Source organism: Hydrogenophaga sp. RAC07, from assembly GCF_001713375.1.
Lineage (GTDB): Bacteria > Pseudomonadota > Gammaproteobacteria > Burkholderiales > Burkholderiaceae_C > Hydrogenophaga.
Map to the genome: position 1 here is coordinate 904,665 of NZ_CP016449.1, position 17,424 is coordinate 922,088.

Annotated in this window: 14 protein-coding genes, 1 tRNA gene, 2 pseudogenes and 1 other annotated feature; of the genes and pseudogenes, 6 read left to right on the forward strand and 11 right to left on the reverse strand. The window is 59.7% G+C overall.

Annotation, left to right across the window (positions count from 1 at the left end; all coding sequences use genetic code 11):
- Positions 1 to 14 precede the first annotated feature (14 nt).
- The 3 genes from BSY239_RS21955 to BSY239_RS21965 form a co-directional block, all read right to left on the reverse strand.
- The gene (locus BSY239_RS21955; protein WP_156775413.1) at positions 15 to 944 is read right to left on the reverse strand and encodes an HNH endonuclease; all 930 of its coding nucleotides are present in this window, start codon (positions 942 to 944) and stop codon (positions 15 to 17) included.
- Positions 945 to 1,149: 205 nt separating this feature from the next.
- The gene (locus tag BSY239_RS21960; protein ID WP_083239804.1) at positions 1,150 to 1,860 is read right to left on the reverse strand and encodes a DarT1-associated NADAR antitoxin family protein; all 711 of its coding nucleotides are present in this window, start codon (positions 1,858 to 1,860) and stop codon (positions 1,150 to 1,152) included.
- Position 1,861: 1 nt separating this feature from the next.
- Entirely contained in the window at positions 1,862 to 2,488 is a 627-nt protein-coding gene (locus BSY239_RS21965; RefSeq protein WP_083239805.1) for a DarT ssDNA thymidine ADP-ribosyltransferase family protein, read from the reverse strand.
- A gap of 101 nt (positions 2,489 to 2,589) precedes the next feature.
- Here BSY239_RS21965 and BSY239_RS22365 point away from each other — a divergent pair.
- The 3 genes and pseudogenes from BSY239_RS22365 to BSY239_RS21990 form a co-directional block, all read left to right on the forward strand.
- Positions 2,590 to 3,544 (forward strand): annotated as a pseudogene (locus BSY239_RS22365) (IS3 family transposase); the annotation flags it as partial.
- Positions 2,868 to 2,984: a sequence feature (AL1L pseudoknot), on the forward strand. Its footprint overlaps the pseudogene before it by 117 nt.
- A 470-nt stretch (positions 3,545 to 4,014) precedes the next feature.
- Positions 4,015 to 4,560 carry a type II TA system antitoxin MqsA family protein gene (locus tag BSY239_RS23050; protein ID WP_083239809.1) on the forward strand — a complete coding sequence of 182 codons (546 nt, stop codon included), beginning with the start codon at positions 4,015 to 4,017 and terminating at the stop codon, positions 4,558 to 4,560.
- Position 4,561: 1 nt separating this feature from the next.
- Positions 4,562 to 6,397, forward strand: coding sequence for a ParA family protein (locus tag BSY239_RS21990; RefSeq protein ID WP_083239810.1), 1,836 nt, complete (start codon positions 4,562 to 4,564; stop codon positions 6,395 to 6,397).
- A 235-nt stretch (positions 6,398 to 6,632) separates the two neighbouring features.
- Here BSY239_RS21990 and BSY239_RS04220 read toward each other — a convergent pair.
- The 6 genes from BSY239_RS04220 to BSY239_RS04250 all read right to left on the reverse strand — a co-directional run bounded on the left by BSY239_RS04220 (position 6,633) and on the right by BSY239_RS04250 (position 13,148).
- Positions 6,633 to 6,708, reverse strand: a tRNA-Thr gene (locus tag BSY239_RS04220).
- An 11-nt stretch (positions 6,709 to 6,719) separates the two neighbouring features.
- A complete protein-coding gene (locus tag BSY239_RS04225) occupies positions 6,720 to 7,727 on the reverse strand; it encodes a class 1 fructose-bisphosphatase (protein ID WP_069045742.1) in 1,008 nt (335 codons plus the stop codon).
- A 14-nt stretch (positions 7,728 to 7,741) separates the two neighbouring features.
- Complete coding sequence (gene pepN, locus BSY239_RS04230; RefSeq protein ID WP_172823075.1) at positions 7,742 to 10,438, reverse strand: aminopeptidase N; 2,697 nt, start codon at positions 10,436 to 10,438, stop codon at positions 7,742 to 7,744.
- Positions 10,439 to 10,440: 2 nt separating this feature from the next.
- A protein-coding gene (prfB, locus tag BSY239_RS04235; protein WP_156775414.1) for a peptide chain release factor 2 occupies positions 10,441 to 11,545 on the reverse strand; the annotation gives its coding sequence in 2 pieces (ribosomal slippage) (positions 10,441 to 11,463 and positions 11,465 to 11,545; 1,104 coding nt in all).
- A gap of 70 nt (positions 11,546 to 11,615) precedes the next feature.
- The gene (locus tag BSY239_RS04245; RefSeq protein ID WP_069045744.1) at positions 11,616 to 12,155 is read right to left on the reverse strand and encodes a hypothetical protein; all 540 of its coding nucleotides are present in this window, start codon (positions 12,153 to 12,155) and stop codon (positions 11,616 to 11,618) included.
- A gap of 75 nt (positions 12,156 to 12,230) precedes the next feature.
- Complete coding sequence (locus BSY239_RS04250) at positions 12,231 to 13,148, reverse strand: alpha/beta fold hydrolase (RefSeq protein WP_069045745.1); 918 nt, start codon at positions 13,146 to 13,148, stop codon at positions 12,231 to 12,233.
- 34 nt (positions 13,149 to 13,182) lie between these two features.
- Here BSY239_RS04250 and BSY239_RS04255 point away from each other — a divergent pair, with 34 nt between their 5' ends.
- A complete protein-coding gene (locus tag BSY239_RS04255) occupies positions 13,183 to 14,922 on the forward strand; it encodes an acyl-CoA synthetase (protein WP_069045746.1) in 1,740 nt (579 codons plus the stop codon).
- A 50-nt stretch (positions 14,923 to 14,972) separates the two neighbouring features.
- Here the strand turns inward: BSY239_RS04255 and BSY239_RS21995 are convergent, their stop codons facing one another.
- Positions 14,973 to 15,227: a LysR substrate-binding domain-containing protein gene (locus tag BSY239_RS21995; protein ID WP_069045747.1), complete on the reverse strand. Its 255-nt coding sequence runs from the start codon at positions 15,225 to 15,227 to the stop codon at positions 14,973 to 14,975.
- 12 nt (positions 15,228 to 15,239) lie between these two features.
- Here BSY239_RS21995 and BSY239_RS23055 point away from each other — a divergent pair.
- Positions 15,240 to 15,410, forward strand: a pseudogene (locus tag BSY239_RS23055) (aldehyde dehydrogenase family protein); the annotation flags it as partial.
- Between the two features lie 101 nt (positions 15,411 to 15,511).
- Here BSY239_RS23055 and BSY239_RS04265 read toward each other — a convergent pair.
- On the reverse strand, positions 15,512 to 16,183 hold the full coding sequence (locus BSY239_RS04265; protein ID WP_069045748.1) for an OmpA family protein: 672 nt from the start codon (positions 16,181 to 16,183) through the stop codon (positions 15,512 to 15,514).
- A 181-nt stretch (positions 16,184 to 16,364) separates the two neighbouring features.
- On the opposite strand from BSY239_RS04265, the gene BSY239_RS04270 reads away from it, so the two are divergent.
- Entirely contained in the window at positions 16,365 to 17,417 is a 1,053-nt protein-coding gene (locus BSY239_RS04270; protein WP_069045749.1) for an aldo/keto reductase, read from the forward strand.
- Positions 17,418 to 17,424 lie beyond the last annotated feature (7 nt).

The window sequence follows — 17,424 nt, forward strand, 5'->3', positions numbered from 1 at the left end:
AAATTGTGAAAATGTCACCACTCGGCAGTAGCCCATGCATAGTGCGCTTCAAGTGCTGCCTGGGAGGGTCTATCCCGCTGCGAGTTTGGGACGTGAATTCGGATGCCCTGGTACTTGGCGTATGTAGTGTTTGTGAGCGAGGGCGAAAGCTCTACATGTAGCGAGACAGGATGAATCACCAGCATTCCAAGATCAAATAACGTGTGAATGTCCCCTCGCAGTGCAAGTCCGTTGGGCACAGCATTTGTCTTTTGACCCATGTAAGGGAAGATATGGGCAGCCTCGATAGCTTCCATCGCGTTGAATCCAGTAATTGCACATTTGTTCCCATAAGCCGAGAGAACTTTTGCCCTAAATTCGCCTTGACCTTGCCTCCGAACGATTGATCTAGTAATCCACTGTCGTGCATCCTCTATGCTGCTTGGGATGAACTCGACCTGCTCAGGTAATTCATCTGCTTGCCTAGTTCCGAAATCCTCCTGCGTTGCATCTCCTTCGAGGATAAAGTACCCGTCCTTCCACTCAGATATTAGGGCCACGCCAAGAACGTGATAAAGGGAATCCGGTTTAGCCTTAATCTGCCGCATCACGCCAACTGGAACCCTGTCCCTCATACAGGCTAACAGGGCTTTGTTGGTGAAATGTAAGTCGCGGTTCGCGACGTCTGGGGCTTCCTGGAAATAGTGGTAGACCCATGAGCCATCTCCCCGAACTTCAGGATCTTTGTCCGGGTAAGGTCCTCCAAGAGACTGCCGAATGCTGAGAGCGTGCTGCCATCCAGCAGGCTTGTGGATTCCCTTTGCTTTATTGACCAAGTAAGTGCCACTACTCAGTGGTTGAGGCCAACGCACATCTTGTCCAGCATGCTCCTCGAACCACCGTAGTGCCTCTAGATGAGTTGGTGGTAGCTTTGATTTCAGGTCAAGGTATTGGATGGCAGTCATAGCATTTGCAATGGAATCTTTCGCTGCAGCAATTTTGGTGATACAGGCCCCATCGTATTGCAGTCAGGCTCGATGAGCATAAAGTTTGTCGTGTCAAACGTTCAAGTTGAGCGGATTCGAGCAGCAGGGCGCCAGGCCTGGACTTCCACTTTAGATTCTTGTGGCATGTGTGGGGCAGGTTACTTTACGAGAGTTATCGCATTGATCAACTGAACCCATCTAGGCGAACCTGTTGCTCGCTGTTCTCGTGCGCATTGCTTACAGCACCCGTAGAAATTACCGACAGGTATACTTCTTTGTTACCCAAGACATCTGGGGTCACCAAATTTCGCTCATGTAGTGCCACGTAGAGAGCTGCGGCGTAGGCTTGACAGTTAATCGACCGCTCGGGATTGAATGCAATGTCTGAAAAAGCCCGGTACTCTAACACCTGCTCTGCCAACGCCGGATGCCTATGAAGTGCATTGATGTAGAGCCAGTCATAGAATGCAGTGCGTGGCTGAAGATCCCAATCGCACCCATAGATCGTGAATTTAGTAAGCCGTCCATGCTGGAGCAACCGCGGATCACGCTTCGCATCGATTGAACGCATTTCGCGTAGGTCAAGAAAGGGCCCGCCACCTTCAAATACCTTGGCAGACTGATACGCGCACTCAAGGCTGTATTCGCGCCCTTTTGGCGTTCGGATCATAAGATTAAATGCACTAAGTGCTACCCCTAGTGCATCTGGAGATTTGCTGGAAATTTCAAGGACCTTCTCTACGCCGATCTGACTTTTTGCATGGTCATGCAAAGAGGCAATAGATCGCTGGGCCTGGACTTTGGCCATTCCGGGGAACCATTCGAAATTGACGTGATGCGTCCAGACAAGCAGTTTCCCGCTCATTGATGGAGAGAAAATGGGCCGTGTGGCCACGTTACACTCCCTTTTTCCAATAAGACCAGTCGCTTCTATAGCTAAAGTAGCCAGGCTTCATAAAAATTTTAAGATTAGGGTATTGACCTCTAAGTCGATCCTCTTGCGCCGCAGTTGAGGCAATTACACCAAAAATATAGTTTTTTGGAACACCTTGAAGCATCAAAACTTCGGCTTGGGGATTTGTTGGAAAGCTATCAGCGATGCCTAGTTTTACACGTTCTTTGCCTGGGATGTCGGCATACATTTCTTGGAACGCGCTCAGACTCTGCCTTTGCATAAGAGGAATTGAAGCCACCGAACTTAACGCGGCGTTGGCAGTGCAATACGCGCAGTTGAGCGTCCATAATGCAGATGGTGAGACCGCAACAATTACCCAATCCACGCCCACATTATCTTGTTTGATTCCGTGCCACATTTTGTAGTTGGGGAATCCAATAGATAGGCAGACCGCATTTGTGTAGTCTGCCCGCACGTTGTCATTGAAACTCGAATAGCCCTCTTTTGCCAGTACGTCGCGTGTTACTAGACCCCTTTGGAGGATCGAATTTAGGTTGCTTTCGCGAGTGAAGTGCAAGAGGTTCTTGATACCCCGTTCCAAAGCGTACTGTTGTATCGTTGTTGCCATTTTGGCCTCCTTTTTATGGTCGATACTACAAGAGGACGCGGTGCAGCAGGATGAACCGCCTCGGGTTTTAAGGAGGCTCAACTCTCTGAGAGGATTGAGCCATGAAGAAGTCGAATCACTTTTCTCCCGAGGTTCGCGAACTCGCCGTTCGCAGGGTGCAGGAGCACCGAGGCAAGTAACCCTCGCTGTGGGCCGCCATCGAATCCATCGCCCCCGAGATTGTCTGCGTGCCGCAGACCCTCAATGAGTGGTTCAAGCGCGATGAGATCGATACCGGTGCCAGGGCTGGCGTCACGACGACCGACCTGCAGTGCCTGAAGGAGTTCGAACGCGAGAGCAATGAGCTGCGCAAGGCCAACGAGATCCTGAAGCTGGCTAGCGCGTTTTTCGCCCAGGCGGAACTCGACCGCCGTCTGAAGACCTGAACAACTTCGTTGATCAGCATCGACAGGCTTTCGGGGTCGAGTCGATCTGCAAGGTGCTGCAGATCGCCCCGTCTGGCTACTGGCGCCACGCCGTCCAGCAACGCAACCCGGCCCTGCGATGTCAGCGCGCACAGCGTGACGGTGCATTGGCTCCTCACATCGAACGCGTGTGGCGAGCCAACATGCAGGTCTACGGTGCCGACAAGGTCTGGAAGCAGATCAACCGCGAGGACATCTCCATTGCCTGCTGCACGGTCGAACGCTTGCTGAGACGCATTGGCTAGTTGGCAGTGCGCCGCGGCAAGGCGGTGCACACCACCAACAGTGATAGTAAGGCGCTGTGCCCGCTACCGGGTCAACCGGATCTTCAAGGCCGATCGACCCCACCAGCTTTGGGTCTCTGATTTCACCTAAGTCTCGACCTGGCAGGGGTGGCTGTACGTGGCGTTCGTTATCGACGTGTACGCACGTCGCATCGTGGGTTTGCGCGTGAGCAGTTCGAATGGACTTCGTGTTCGATGCGCTGGAGCAGGCTTTGTATGCCTGGCAGCCCGAGCGCGATGGCAGCCTGGTTGGTCACTCCGATAGGGGGTCGCAGTACTTCAGCATCCGCTACAGCGAGCGCCTCGCTCCACTAGAGCACGGTCCTATGTCCATGCCGAGTGAAGGGGCCTATATGCCTCATATGAGGCACGCTTGACTTTTTCGAACGATCTAGGCATCATATGAGGCATGTGACCACTGGCCTGTTTAAAAAATGAATCCCGAGACACTTCGGCAGCTAGTTGCCAATTGCAGAAAGTCATCTGGTCGAAGTATTGGCCGGCCGCATGAATGGACCCCGCATCGCGTTGAAATTCCTGGGCTGCCAGGTTTCTTTTTTTCTGATGCTGGCGCTTGGGACCTGATCGCTGACAAGCTCGATGAGGGTATTGAATACCAAGAGATCAGCCTCGACACCCCATATGGGAGCACGGCCATAGTGCTTTGCGTAGGGATTGACCCAAAGAGGCCGCCTGTCTACATGAAAGTACAGGTTGGCAATGGAAGCTGCGCCATTGGCCGAAGCTTCCACTACAGCCATTACCAGTAGGACTCGGTATGAACCCCACCACTTTACAAACCACTTCACTCCACACATGCCCAGCCTGCGCCGGCTCTGACGTTGCGACTCGCTGGGAAGATGATCATTTCACGTATGGAGTCGGTCCCGAGGCCGTTGAGCTAACTGTCAGAATTCCGGTGCGAAATTGCGCAACGTGCGGTCTTGAATATCTTGATAAAGAGGCAGAAAGAATTCGGCATGAACAGGTATGCATTCATCTGCAAATTATGAGTCCAGCGCAGATTGTCGCGAATCGGGAGAGATATGGGATGTCCCAGCAGCAGTTTGCTGATCTCACAAGAATAGGCCGTGCATCGTTAACACGATGGGAGACGGGGGCGCTCTATCAAAATCCGGCTAATGATTCCTTGCTCTTTCTAACGTGTTTTCCAGATAATCTAACGAGGCTTCAGCAGCGACGGATGCCAAAATCTGCCGTACAAAACGAAGATAGATTCTCAAAATTTCGAGCACTGACACCATTTAAACAGCAGACTGCCTCGCGAGAGGCGGAGTCCTTTGTTCTATTTGCAACACATTAGTATGTACACCGTAACCTTTTACTCATTCAAAGGTGGTGTCGGACGGACTATGGCACTAGTCAATGTTGCGACACAACTGATCGGCGAAGGCAAGAAAGTTCTTATCGTTGATTTCGACCTTGAGGCTCCTGGGCTGACTTCCTATAACTGGACACGTTCATGTAGCGATTCCAAAGGAGTCGTTGAATATGTGACCGATTACCGTGCTACGAAGCAAGCGCCTGACGTTTCCAACTATATTTGCCTAACTGAGAAGTTGGACGGTGGCGGTGAACTTTGGACAATGCCCGCGGGACGTCATGACGCTGAGTATTCGACAAGGCTAAATAGTATTGACTGGCGTTCGCTGTATGAGGTGGAGGATGGCTATTTGTTCTTCGAGGACCTCAAGCAGCAGTGGCAAAACACTATTGCTCCCGACTATGTACTAATCGACTCAAGAACTGGACATAGCGATGTGGAGGGTATTTGCACGCGCCAGCTGCCTGAAGCCGTATGCTTGTTGTTCTTCCCGAATGAGCAGAATCTTCTAGGAATGAAAAAGGTTTCACGTGCAATTGAAACGCAGAATAGCGCACGAAAAAACATCAAAAAACCGATTGCCCTTCACTATGTAGCATCGAATGTACCCGACCTCGATGACGAAGATGAGATCGTAGGGAGCATGCTGCAGCGTTTCCAGAGTGAACTTCATTACAAGTCTTTAGCTGCGAAGTTGCAGCATTACAGTAGTCTTCTTTTTCTTAATCAAACGATCTTCTCAATCGCAAGGCCCAAGAGCCGATTGGCGAAAGAATACAAGCGCCTTGCCGATACGATTGTTGAAGAGAACATTGCAGAGCGCACCGCTGCAATTGGCTTTCTGAAAAAGACGCTACGAAAGATAAGGGGCGCTAACGCTGGTGAGGCGTTGTCAGAAGCCCTCCCAACTGCCGAAGAAATACTTCAGATTCATTCTAAAGACGATGAGGTTGGATATCGTGTTGCGCTGATTTTTGAGGCGATCGGGCGAAATTCAGATGCGCTGAGTCTTCTGACTAACAGCCATGGGGAGAATAAATCTGCGGTTTTCAGTTTAATGGCTCGGTTGAATCACAAGCTCGGCAATAAGGACAGTGCCATAGATAATTTGCACTCCCTGCTGGCGTCAGAAGGTGCCGAGCTTCCAGCACTGTTAGAGGCAATGAGCTATATCGACATTCTAGATTCGACGCTGTTGAATTCACTACCAGAGTCTCCCGCATTCCATTCACTGAATACGAGTGAACGTCTACTGGTAGCTCAAAGACTCGATCAAAATACAGAAAAACTAAACATACAGGAGCGCATCCTAAGTGATCTTGACGGAGAAAATGAAGAAAAGGCAGTAATCGAAAATCAACTAGCGATTACGAAGATCGGTCTTGGTAAGTTCCAGGAGGCGAAAAACATCCTGAGAAAGTACATTTATCCAGACTCTCCTGACATAACAGCATATTTTAATTTGGCCATGGCTACATGGGGAATCGAAGGTAGTCCTTCGAGAGATCTTTTTGGTTCTGTAGTTCAAATTCATGAATCCCAAAGCCGCCGCAATACCTCGCCAAACTACTCGATGTGTTTGGGTGTTGCCTATGGAGCTCTAGGTCAGGTGCCGGAGTCTGTTGAGTACTTGTCGAATGCTCGAGAGCTAATGTTAGTTCGCCCGAAACAGGAGTTTTCTTGCTGGACATACACTAAAGTTCCATCGACTGAGTTTCAGCAGCAATTACGAGTCATCGAGGCCGTGGTTAAGGAGCATGGAGAGCTTCACCCAGCGTACATAGAGCGAGTTCAGGCGCGAAGCCAACTCCACTGATGTTGATATTCAGGTGAACGTACGCGGTGTAGGAGAGGTGCCGGCTAGACGTGGTTTCTTATGATGCCGGGGCCCCGCACTTAGCCGAAGTACTTCTACAGGGGTGAAGCAGCCGCGTGCTCAACTCTTGCAGTTAACGTGTGCACCGCCGTCCTGCAGTCTGTAAATAGTCTGTAAGGACTCAGCAACGAAAAAGCCCGCTATGAACTTCATAGCGGGCTTTCTTGTATCTACGTGGTGCCGGAGAGATGAATCGAACACCCGACCTTCTCATTACGAATGAGCTGCTCTACCGACTGAGCTACACCGGCAACGCCCGCGATTATAGCCCGGTGTGGTAGCGGGTCACGCGCTCGACTTCGTTCTTCGAACCCAGGATCACGCTCACCCGCTCGTGGAGCTTGCCGGGCTGGATGTCCAGGATGCGCTCTTTGCCGTTGGTGGCGGCGCCGCCGGCTTGTTCGATCAGCCAGCCCATGGGGTTGGCTTCGTACATCAGGCGCAGTTTGCCGGGCTTCTCGGGCTCGCGTTTGTCCCAGGGGTACATGAAGATGCCACCGCGCGTGAGGATGCGGTGCACGTCGGCCACCATGCTGGCCACCCAGCGCATGTTGAAGTCTTTGCCGCGCGGGCCTTCCTTGCCGGCCAGGCATTCGTCCACATAGCGCTTCACCGGTTCGTCCCAGTGGCGCATGTTGCTCATGTTGATGGCGAATTCCTTGGTGTCGGACGGGATCTGCACGTTCTCTTTGGTGAGCACGAACGAGCCTTGCTCACGGTCCAGCGTGAACATGGCCACGCCGTCACCCACGGTGAGCACCAGCGTGGTCTGCGGGCCGTACACGCAGTAGCCGGCGGCCACTTGCTGGGCGCCGGGTTGCAGGAAGTCCTGCTCGCTCACACCGGCGCTGCCTTCGGGCTTCTTGAGCACGCTGAAGATGGTGCCGATGCTGACGTTGACGTCGATGTTGCTGGAGCCGTCGAGCGGGTCGAACAGCAGCAGGTATTCGCCCTGCGGGTAACGGTTGGGCACCACGTAGATGCTGTCCATTTCTTCGCTGGCCATGGCCGCGAGGTGGCCGCCCCATTCGTTGGCTTCGATCAGCACCTCGTTGGCAATGATGTCGAGCTGCTTCTGCATCTCGCCCTGCACGTTTTCGGTGGTGGCGGCGCCGAGCACGCCACCCAGGTCGCCTTTGTTCACGGCCTGGCTGATGCTCTTGCAGGCGCGGGCCACCACTTCGAGCAGCAGGCGCAGCTGAGAAGGGATGTGACCGTCGACGCGTTGTTGTTCGACGAGGTAGCGGGTGAGGGAGATGCGTTTGGTCATGTTGAGTGTCTGTTTCAGTCTGCCAAAGCCCGAGTGACGACTTCGCGCACGTCGTTGCTCAGGTCGGTCTTGGCGGCCACGCGGGCGATGGCTTCGCGGGCGGCGCTGCGGTAGGGCTCGGCGAGTTTTTTCCAGCGGTCCAAGGCGCGGGCGAGGCGGGCAGCCACTTGCGGGTTGAACGCGTCGAGCTCAACGACGCGTTCGCTCCAGTACAGATAGCCGGCCGCATCGGTGCGGTGGAACGCGCCGGGGTTGGCGCTGCAGTAGCTGAAGATCACGCTGCGTGCGCGGTTCGGGTTCCTGAGGTGGAAGTCGGCGTGTTTCATGAGCTGGCGCACGGCGGGCAACACGTTGCCACCGCGGTCGGGAGCTCCGGCTTGCAGGGCAAACCACTTGTCCAGCACCAGGTCTTCGTTCTGGAACATGTTGTGGAAGCGGACCAGCGCGTCGCGCGCCAGGGCGTGGTCGCTCACCACCAGGGCCGACAAGGCGTTGAACCGGTCGGTCATGTTGCCGGCGTCCTTGAAGCGCTGGTAGGCGCGGCCGGGCCACACGGCGTCACCGCTGGCGCGCGCGTCCAGGCACAACATGGTCAGCGCCATGCCGGCCAGTGCACGCCGGCCGGTGCTCACCGGGTCGGGGCGGTAGGCCCCGTTGTCCTTGTGCGCTTCATACGCCCAGGCCCAGTCGGCTTGCAGGGCCTGCGCCAGCTGCAGGCGCATGGCTTCGCGCACGGCGTGCACGCGTTGCGGGTCCACCTCGCCCAGCTGCTCCGAGATGTAGGTTTCGCTGGGCAGCGTGAGCACGAGTTCCTTGAACGCAGCGTCCAGCGTGGGGTGGCGCAAGACGTCACGCATGGCGCCCAGGCAAGCGTCGTCCAGCGGGGCAGCGGGCACCGGGTCGTCGCTCAAGATCGCCATGAGCGCACGGCGCAGGGCCAGGCGTTGCGCAGCTTCCCAGCGGTTGAACGGGTCGGGGTCGAAGGCCAGCAGGGTGAGCAGTTGTGCGTCGGTGTAGTGGCAATCGAGCACCACGGGCGCCGAGAAACCGCGCAGCAGCGAGGGCACGGGTTCGCTGTCGAGGTTCACAAAGGTGAAGCTCTCGCTGGTTTGCGTCAGCACAAAGGTGCGGCTGCCGGCTTCGGGTTGCGTCCAGTGGGCCAGTTGCAGCGGCAGTTGTGCACCGTCGGCGCTCAGCAGGCCGAGCGACACCGGGATCACGAACGGCTCCTTGGCGCTCTGGCCGGGCGTGGGCGCGCAACTCTGGGTGAGCGTGAGCGTGTAGCTGCGGTTGGTCGCGTCATACACGCCCTCGGCGCGCAGGCGCGGCGTGCCGGCCTGGCTGTACCAGCGCTTGAACTGCGGCAGCAAACGGGCCAGGTCGGTGTCGGGGTTGGCATCCGCCAGCGACTGGGCGAAGTCGTCGCAGGTCACGGCCTGTCCGTCGTGGCGCTCGAAGTAGAGCTTCATGCCGCGCGCAAAGCCCTCGCGCCCCACGAGGGTCTGCATCATGCGCACGACCTCGGCGCCTTTTTCATACACGGTGACGGTGTAGAAGTTGTTGATCTCGGCGTAGCTGTCGGGCCGCACCGGGTGCGCCATGGGGCCGGCGTCTTCGGGGAACTGTGCGGTGCGCAGCACGCGCACGTCTTCAATGCGCTTGACCGCGCGCGCCGAGGGTTCGGCGCACAGGTCCATGCTGAATTCCTGGTCGCGGAAGACGGTGAGGCCTTCTTTCAACGACAGCTGGAACCAGTCGCGGCAGGTGACGCGGTTGCCGGTCCAGTTGTGGAAGTACTCGTGGCCCACGACCGATTCGATGTTCGAGAAGTCGGTGTCGGTCGCGGTGGCGCTGTTGGCCAGCACGTACTTGGTGTTGAAGATGTTGAGACCCTTGTTCTCCATCGCGCCCATGTTGAAGTCGGCGGTGGCCACGATCATGAAGCGCTCCAGATCGAGCGGCAGGCCGAAGCGTGCTTCGTCCCAGGCCACGCTGGCGATCAGCGAGTTCATGGCGTGTTCGGTCTTGTCCATGTCGCCCGGGCGCACATACACCTGCAGCAGGTGGTTGCCGCCGCTGCGCGAGGTGATGCGCTGTTCACGCGCCACCAGCTGGCCGGCGACGAGTGCGAAGAGGTAGCAGGGCTTCTTGTGGGGGTCGACCCACTTGGCGAAGTGGCGGCCATCGGGCAGCTTGCCTTCTTCCACCAGGTTGCCGTTGGACAGCAGCACCGGGTACTTGGCCTTGTCGGCACGCAGCGTCACGGTGTAGCTGGCCATCACGTCGGGGCGGTCCAGGAAATACGTGATGCGGCGAAAGCCCTCGGCCTCGCACTGCGTGAAGAAGGTGCCCTGGCTCACGTACAGGCCCATGAGCTGTGTGTTCTTCTCGGGCGTGCAGGTGGTGAAGATTTCCAGATCGAAGGGCTCGGTGCCTTCGGGCAGGCTCTCCAGCACCAGTTGTTGACCGTCCATCTTGAACGAGCAACCCGCGCCGTTGACCAGCACACGCGCGAGGTTCAGGTCTTCACCATCGAGCCGCAAGGCCTGCGCCTGCACGTCGGGGTTGCGGCGCAGGCGCATCTTGTTGAGCACGCGCGTCTTCGCCGGGTCCAGGTCGAAGCACAGGTCGACGGTGTCGATCCAGTAGGCCGGGGCGGCGTAGTCTTCGCGGTGAACCACGGTGGTGGGGCCTTCACGCAGTGAGCTCATGGTCAGACGCCTTGCTTCAGTGATGCTTCGATGAAGGGATCCAGATCGCCGTCCAGCACTTTCTGCGTGGCGGAAATCTCGACGTTGGTGCGCAGGTCCTTGATGCGGCTGTTGTCCAGCACATACGAACGGATCTGGTGACCCCAGCCCACGTCGGTTTTGGTGTCTTCCAGCTTCTGCTGTTCTTCCTGCTGCTTGCGCAGCTCGAAGTCGTAGAGCTTGGAGCGCAGGCGCTTCCACGCCACGTCGCGGTTGCCGTGCTGGCTGCGACCGTCCTGGCACTGCACCACGATGCCGGTGGGGATGTGCGTGAGGCGCACGGCCGAGTCGGTCTTGTTGATGTGCTGACCACCGGCGCCGGACGCGCGGTAGGTGTCGGTGCGCACGTCGGACGGGTTGATGTTGATCTCGATCGAGTCGTCGATCTCGGGGTACACGAACACCGACGCGAACGAGGTGTGGCGACCGCCCGAGGAGTCGAACGGGCTCTTGCGCACCAGGCGGTGCACACCGGTTTCGGTGCGCAGCAGGCCAAAGGCGTAGTCGCCCTCGATCTTGATGGTGGCGCTCTTGATGCCGGCGGTGTCGCCCTCGGTCTCGTCTTCAATCACGGTCTTGAAGCCCTTGCGCTCGGCGTAGCGCAGGTACTGGCGCAGCAGCATGCTGGCCCAGTCGCAAGCCTCGGTGCCGCCGGCGCCGGCCTGGATGTCCAGGAAACAGTTCAGCGGATCGGCCGGGTTGCGGAACATGCGGCGGAATTCGAGCTTCTCCACCTCGGCCGCGACCTTGGCGGCCTCGCCCTCGATGGTGATCAGACCGGCGTCGTCACCGTCTTCGCTCGACATCTCGAACAGCTCGGTGTTGTCGGTGAGCTCACTGGTGAGGCGGTCGAGCACCAGCACCACGTCTTCGAGGGATTTTTTCTCGCGGCCCAGCTCCTGGGCGCGTTTGGGATCGTTCCAGACCGTGGGGTCTTCCAGAGCCGACTCGACTTCCTTCAACTTCGATGCTTTGGCATCGTAGTCAAAGATACCTCCGGAGCTCGACCACGCGTGTGGTCAGGTCTTCGAGCTGCGATCGGATGGCGTTGCTGCGTTCGGCTTCCATGGGGTGTTCCTGCGGTCAATGTCAAAACCGCGATTTTCTCACGCCATGGGGCCGCCAGCGGCGGCGCGCCTCAAAAGCGCCAGGTGGTGCCGAACATGACCGCTGCCGTGCCCAGCAACTGCATCTCCAGCGTGGCCTTGGGGGACAGGCGGTAGCCGATGGCCGGCACGATCACGGGCGAGAACCCGCCCACGTTGAGCGGCACCTTGTTTTTGTACTGGCCCACGTAGCCGTAGATGATGCCGGCGCTCACCGAGGCATAGACCTTGGGGTAGGTCTTCCACAGCCCGGGCCAGCTTTTGCCGACGAAGGCGTAGGCCGAGGGTTGGCCAAACGAGTTGTTGAACAGGCTGAAACCGCAGTACCGGTTGTTGGGCAGCAGCCGGCTCACGCTGACCGCGTACACCTGCTCGTGTTCGTCGTCCGGCGTCCAGTGGTGGGTGTAGGGCGAGAAGAAGGCTTCGTAGCGGGGCGCGTCGGGTTCGGCGCTGGCCGGCTGGTCGTAGCCCGGGCACAGGTCCCAGTTGCCCGCGTGGGCCTGGGCGCCCATGACGAGACCCAGAACGACCGCGGCGGCGGGCTTGAAGAATGCGCGTGGGATCAATTTCATAACGCGCGAGTATGCCCGGCGGCTTTGAACGTGCGATCCACAGGAGGCAGAAACCCGCAACTCCGTCACCGATGTTCAAGGGGCGGTGTTCAGGAACGCCTCGATCAACCGGGCCAGCTCCGCCGGCTGGTCGTGGTGCACCATGTGGCCCGCTTCCTGCACCACGGCACTCTGCAGCCGTGGCACGGCGCGGATGCGCTCCATGTACTGCGCCAGGGTGTAGCTGCCTTTCCACCACTGGCCCAGGCTGTCGTCGCCGGCGGTCACCGACAGCACCGGTGCTGTGATGCGGCGGTAAATTTCGAGCGCTTCGTCAAGCCGGTAGATGTGCGCGCTGGTCACCTTGTGAGCCGCGTCGCCCAGAATGTCCCACTCGCCTTGCGCATTGGGCGCCGCCCATTGGCGGGCCAGCCAGTCGGCCTTCTCTTGCGCGAGACGCGGGTTGGTCTTCATGAGCCGGCGCGCCACGCCGTCGGCGTCGGCGTAGCTCTTGAGCGCCTTGCCACCGCGCTGCACGGTCTTGATCTCGTCCATCCACTGCGCGTAGCGGCCCGGCGCCTGCGCGGGCCGCGTTTCGGGCATGCCGAAGCCTTCGAGGTTGACGAGGTGTTCAATGCGTTGCGGTCGAACGCCCGCGTACATCATGGCGATGTTGCCGCCCATGCTGTGACCCACCAGATCGACTTTGTGTTCGCCCGCGTAGTGGTCGAGCAGGGCGTCGAGGTCGGCCATGTAATCGGGGAACCAGTAGCTGTCGACCGCCGGGCCTTCGAGCCTCGTGTGGCCAAAGCCGCGCCAGTCGGGCGCGATGATCCAGCGCTCCGTCTGCAGTGCGTCCACCACGAATTGCCACGACGCGGCCACATCCATCCATCCGTGCACCAGCACCAGTGGCGCCACGCCGTCGCTGCGCTCGCCCCAGACGCGCACGTGGTAGCTGAGGTTGCGAACCGGGACGAATTCGCTGCGTGAGGCTCTCTGTGCTTGGTACATTCGTCGGATCATAAAGAACGAGACCGAGACAACCATGCGCCCGAGTCAAGCCAGAGACAAGACCGACAGGCCCCTGGACCTGTACGACACGCTGCACAGCCGCTTTGGCTGGCAGGTGCCCGAACACTTCAACATGGCTCAGGTGTGCATGCGGCGTTGGGCCGAAGACCCGGCGCGCGCCGGCGACGTGGCCGTTGTGGCCTGCGCGCCGGGCCAGAGCGATCGGACCCACAGCTACGCCGATCTGCTCGACCAGGCGAACCGCCTGTCGAACGCACTGGCCGCACTCGGCGTGCAGCGTGGTGACCGTGTGGCCATCGTGCTGCCGCAACGCTTCGAGACCGCGGTGGCCTACATGGCGGTGCTCCAGATGGGCGCTGTGGGCATGCCGCTGTCGCAACTCTTCGGGCCCGAGGCACTGGAGTTCCGGATGCAGGACAGCGAAGCGGTGGTGGCCATCTGCGACCAACCGTCGTTGCCGGCGTTGCTCGGCGTGCGGGACGACTGCCCGCTGCTGCGCTGTGTGATCGGCGTGGACGGCGACGGCACGCCCGAGGGCATGCGCGCCGACCTTGACTGGACCGCGCTGCTCGCCCAGGAGCCAGCCGATTTCACACCGTTGAATACGCTGGCCGAAGAGGCCGCCGTACTGATCTACACCAGTGGCACCACCGGCAACCCCAAGGGCGCGCTGATCCCGCACCGCGCCCTCATCGGCAACCTCACGGGGTTTGTGTGCAGCCAGAACTGGTTTGGTTTTGATCCGTTCAATGCGAAGCAGCCGTCGAAAGCGGTGTTCTGGTCACCGGCCGACTGGGCCTGGACCGGCGGCCTCATGGACGCCCTGTTGCCCACGCTGTATTTCGGCCGCCCCATCGTGGCCTTCAACGGCCGCTTCAGCCCGCAGACCGCGTTCGAGCTGATCGAGCGCCATGGCGTGACGCACAGCTTCCTGTTTCCCACCGCGCTCAAGGCCATGATGAAGGCCATCCCCACGCCGAAGCAGCAATACAAGTTCAAGCTGGAAGGCCTCATGAGCGCTGGCGAGGCGGTGGGTGATGCGGTGTTTGCCTGGTGTCGTGATCAGCTCGGCGTCACAGTCAACGAGATGTTCGGTCAGACCGAAATCAACTACATCGTGGGCAACTGCGCGCGGCTCTACCCGGCGCGGCCCGGCTCCATGGGCAAGGGCTACCCAGGCCACCGCGTCGCTGTCATCGACGACGCGGGCAACGAGTGCCCGGTGGGTGTGCCGGGCGACGTGGCGGTGCACCGCCTCGATGTGCATGGTGATCCGGATCCGGTGTTCTTTCTGGGCTACTGGAAGAACGAGGCATCGACCCGCGCCAAGTACACCGGCGACATGGCCAACAGCTGGTGCCGCACCGGTGACCTGGCCACGCGCGATGCCGACGGCTACCTTTGGTACCAGGGCCGTGCCGACGATGTGTTCAAGGCCGCGGGTTACCGCATCGGGCCGAGCGAGATCGAGAACTGCCTGGTCAAGCACCCGGCGGTGGCCAACGCGGCGGTGGTGCCCAAGCCCGATGCCGAGCGTGGTGCGGTGGTGAAGGCGTATGTGGTTCTGGCGCCCGGGCATGTGGCGGGTGAAGCGCTGGTGAAGCAGCTGCAGGCGCATGTGAAGGGCAAGCTCGCGCCCTACGAATACCCGAAAGAGATCGAGTTCATCGACGCACTGCCCATGACCACCACGGGCAAGGTGCAGAGGCGGGTGCTGCGCTTGCTTGAAGAAGAACGGGCGCGGGGTCATTGAACGCCTGAACCTCACGGGCCGATGACCGGATCAGCCGGAGAAAAAACAACTCAGGCCACAGGACGCCGGGACCGCGACTGGTCCCGCGCCACCTCGATGAACTCCAGCACCTCCGCACGCGGTTGAGACCCGCGCCGCCACACCAGCCCCACATCCACCGTGGGCACCGCATCGCGCAAGGTCCGCACCTCCACGTGCTCCGCGTCCAGCGTCCAGGGGCGGTAGAGAAAATCGGGCAGCACCGCGAGGCCCGCACCAACGCCCACCAGCGAACGCACCGCCTCCAGCGACGAGGTGCGCAACACCGTGCGCGGCTTCAGCTGGTGGCGCGCAAGCTGCAGTACGGCTGCACCTGGATCAACACCCACTTCATGCTGGCCAATGAAATGCCGCACGGCGGCATGAAAGCCAGCGGCTACGGCAAGGACATGTCGATGTATGCGCTGGGGGACTACACCGTGGCGCGCCACATCATGGCCAAACTGTGAGGCTCACCCCGCCGAGCGGACGAGAAAAAGCCCGGCAGTGCCAGGCTTCTTCTTGTCCGTGAGGACGCCACCGCCCCGGGAGGCGGAGCGTGGGGACCCGCTTACTGACGTGCAGGCTCGGCCACGTAGATTTCAACGCGGCGGTTCTGCGCACGACCTTGAGCGGTGCCGTTGTCGGCGATTGGTTCGCGCGAACCGCGGCCATCGGTGGCGAAACGCTGTGCCGAGACACCGCGAGCCACGAGGTAGTCGCGCGTGCTGTTGGCACGGTCAAACGACAATGGGTTGTTCACCGCGTCGCTGCCGGTGCTGTCGGTGTGGCCCACGATCGCCACGGCCGTCACCGGGTTGGCGTTGAGCGTGTTGGCGAACTGGCCGAGCACGCGCTGCAGCGTGGGGCTCACGGTGGAGCTGCCGGTGGCAAAACCAGCGTCGGCGGGCACGTCAAGCTTCAGGCGGTTGTCCGAGGTCTGGCTCACGCCGATGCCGGTGCCGGCGGTGGCGGCTTCCATCGCGCGCTTCTGCTCCTGCATCTTGGTTGACCAGATGTAGCCACCCAGTGCGCCGGCGCCAGCGCCGAGCACGGCGCCCTGGGCTGCACCCTTGGATCCACCGGTGGCGGCACCCAGCAGCACGCCGGCGAGGGCACCGATGCCGGCACCCTTGGCGGAGTCGGTCTGGGTTTCGCTCATGTTGGCGCAGCCACTCAGGGCGAGCGCGGCGGCGAGGGCGGTGACCGTCAGGCCACGGGTGATGTTGGTGAGGTGTTTCATGTGCAATGCTCCACTGGCGTTGTTGAAGAACGGAAAAAAGTCGGCCCCGGATCCACGGCGACATCATCGTCACACTCAAGGGTGTGTTCATGGTGACTGCGGCGCGATCCGATGCGCTCTAAACTTATACCCTGACCTATCGCTTTGGCATCACTTCCCTTCTGACTTTACAAAAAATTGCATGAAAAACGTTCCATTGGGCGCCAGCGCACTGACAGTTCCTCCGGTTTGCCTGGGAACCATGACTTTCGGTGAGCAAGTCGACGAGGCCAGTGCTCACAGCATCCTGGATCGCTCCATGGAGCGAGGCATCAACTTCCTCGATGCGGCCGAGATGTATTCGGTGCCTGCGCGCGCCGAGACCTGCGGCGCCACCGAAACGATTCTGGGCAACTGGTTCGCCAAGGACGCGAGCTTGCGCAGCAAGGTGGTGCTGGCCACCAAGGTGGCGGGCCCGTCGCGCGGCATGCCGTGGATTCGCGGCGAGAACTCCGGCGTGAGCAAGGCCGAGATCCTCAAGGCCTGCGACGACAGCCTGCGCCGCCTCAAGACCGACGTGATCGACCTCTATCAGATCCACTGGCCGGCGCGCAATGTGCCGGCGTTCGGCCTGCTGAGTTTTGACCCCACCAAGGACAAGCCGTGTGCCTCGGTGATGGAGCAGCTGGAGGCCATGGCGGAGTTGGTGAAGGTGGGCAAGGTCAAGGCCATCGGCCTGTCCAACGAATCGCCCTACGGCGTGCACGAGTTCGTGCGCCTGGCCGAGCAACACAGCCTGCCCCGCGTGGCCACGGTGCAGAACCCTTACTGCCTGATCAACCGCAGCTACGAGAACGGGCTGGACGAGACCTGCCACCGCCTGGGTGTGTCGCTGCTGGCGTATTCGCCGTTGGGCTTTGGTTTGCTCAGCGGCAAGTACGACGAGACCGGCCTGGTGGGTGATGCCGGGCGCATGGCCTTGTACGAGTCGATGCGCAAGCAGCGCTGGGGCCGGCCCGAGGCGCTGGACACCGCGCGCCGCTACAACGCGCTGGCACGCGACCACGGCCTCACGCCATCGCAGATGGCGCTGGCGTTTTGCTACACCAACTGGCGTGTGGCCAGCACCATCATCGGCGTGACCTCGCTGACCCAGCTGGACGAATGCCTGGACGCGTGGGACACGACGCTGTCGCCCGAACTGCTGGCTGAAATCGACAAGATCCGGTGGGAGTCCCGAGATCCTGCGCAGTGAGCTGACG

Bases quoted from the DNA above. Each gene is read 5' to 3' on its own strand.
- BSY239_RS21955 (WP_156775413.1), bottom strand. From the start codon at position 944: ATGACTGCCATCCAATACCTTGACCTGAAATCAAAGCTACCACCAACT.
- BSY239_RS21965 (WP_083239805.1), bottom strand. From the start codon at position 2,488: ATGGCAACAACGATACAACAGTACGCTTTGGAACGGGGTATCAAGAAC.
- BSY239_RS23050 (WP_083239809.1), top strand. From the start codon at position 4,015: ATGAACCCCACCACTTTACAAACCACTTCACTCCACACATGCCCAGCC.
- BSY239_RS21990 (WP_083239810.1), top strand. From the start codon at position 4,562: ATGTACACCGTAACCTTTTACTCATTCAAAGGTGGTGTCGGACGGACT.
- BSY239_RS04225 (WP_069045742.1), bottom strand. From the start codon at position 7,727: ATGACCAAACGCATCTCCCTCACCCGCTACCTCGTCGAACAACAACGC.
- pepN (WP_172823075.1), bottom strand. From the start codon at position 10,438: ATGAGCTCACTGCGTGAAGGCCCCACCACCGTGGTTCACCGCGAAGAC.
- BSY239_RS04245 (WP_069045744.1), bottom strand. From the start codon at position 12,155: ATGAAATTGATCCCACGCGCATTCTTCAAGCCCGCCGCCGCGGTCGTT.
- BSY239_RS04250 (WP_069045745.1), bottom strand. From the start codon at position 13,148: ATGTACCAAGCACAGAGAGCCTCACGCAGCGAATTCGTCCCGGTTCGC.
- BSY239_RS04255 (WP_069045746.1), top strand. From the start codon at position 13,183: ATGCGCCCGAGTCAAGCCAGAGACAAGACCGACAGGCCCCTGGACCTG.
- BSY239_RS04265 (WP_069045748.1), bottom strand. From the start codon at position 16,183: ATGAAACACCTCACCAACATCACCCGTGGCCTGACGGTCACCGCCCTC.
- BSY239_RS04270 (WP_069045749.1), top strand. From the start codon at position 16,365: ATGAAAAACGTTCCATTGGGCGCCAGCGCACTGACAGTTCCTCCGGTT.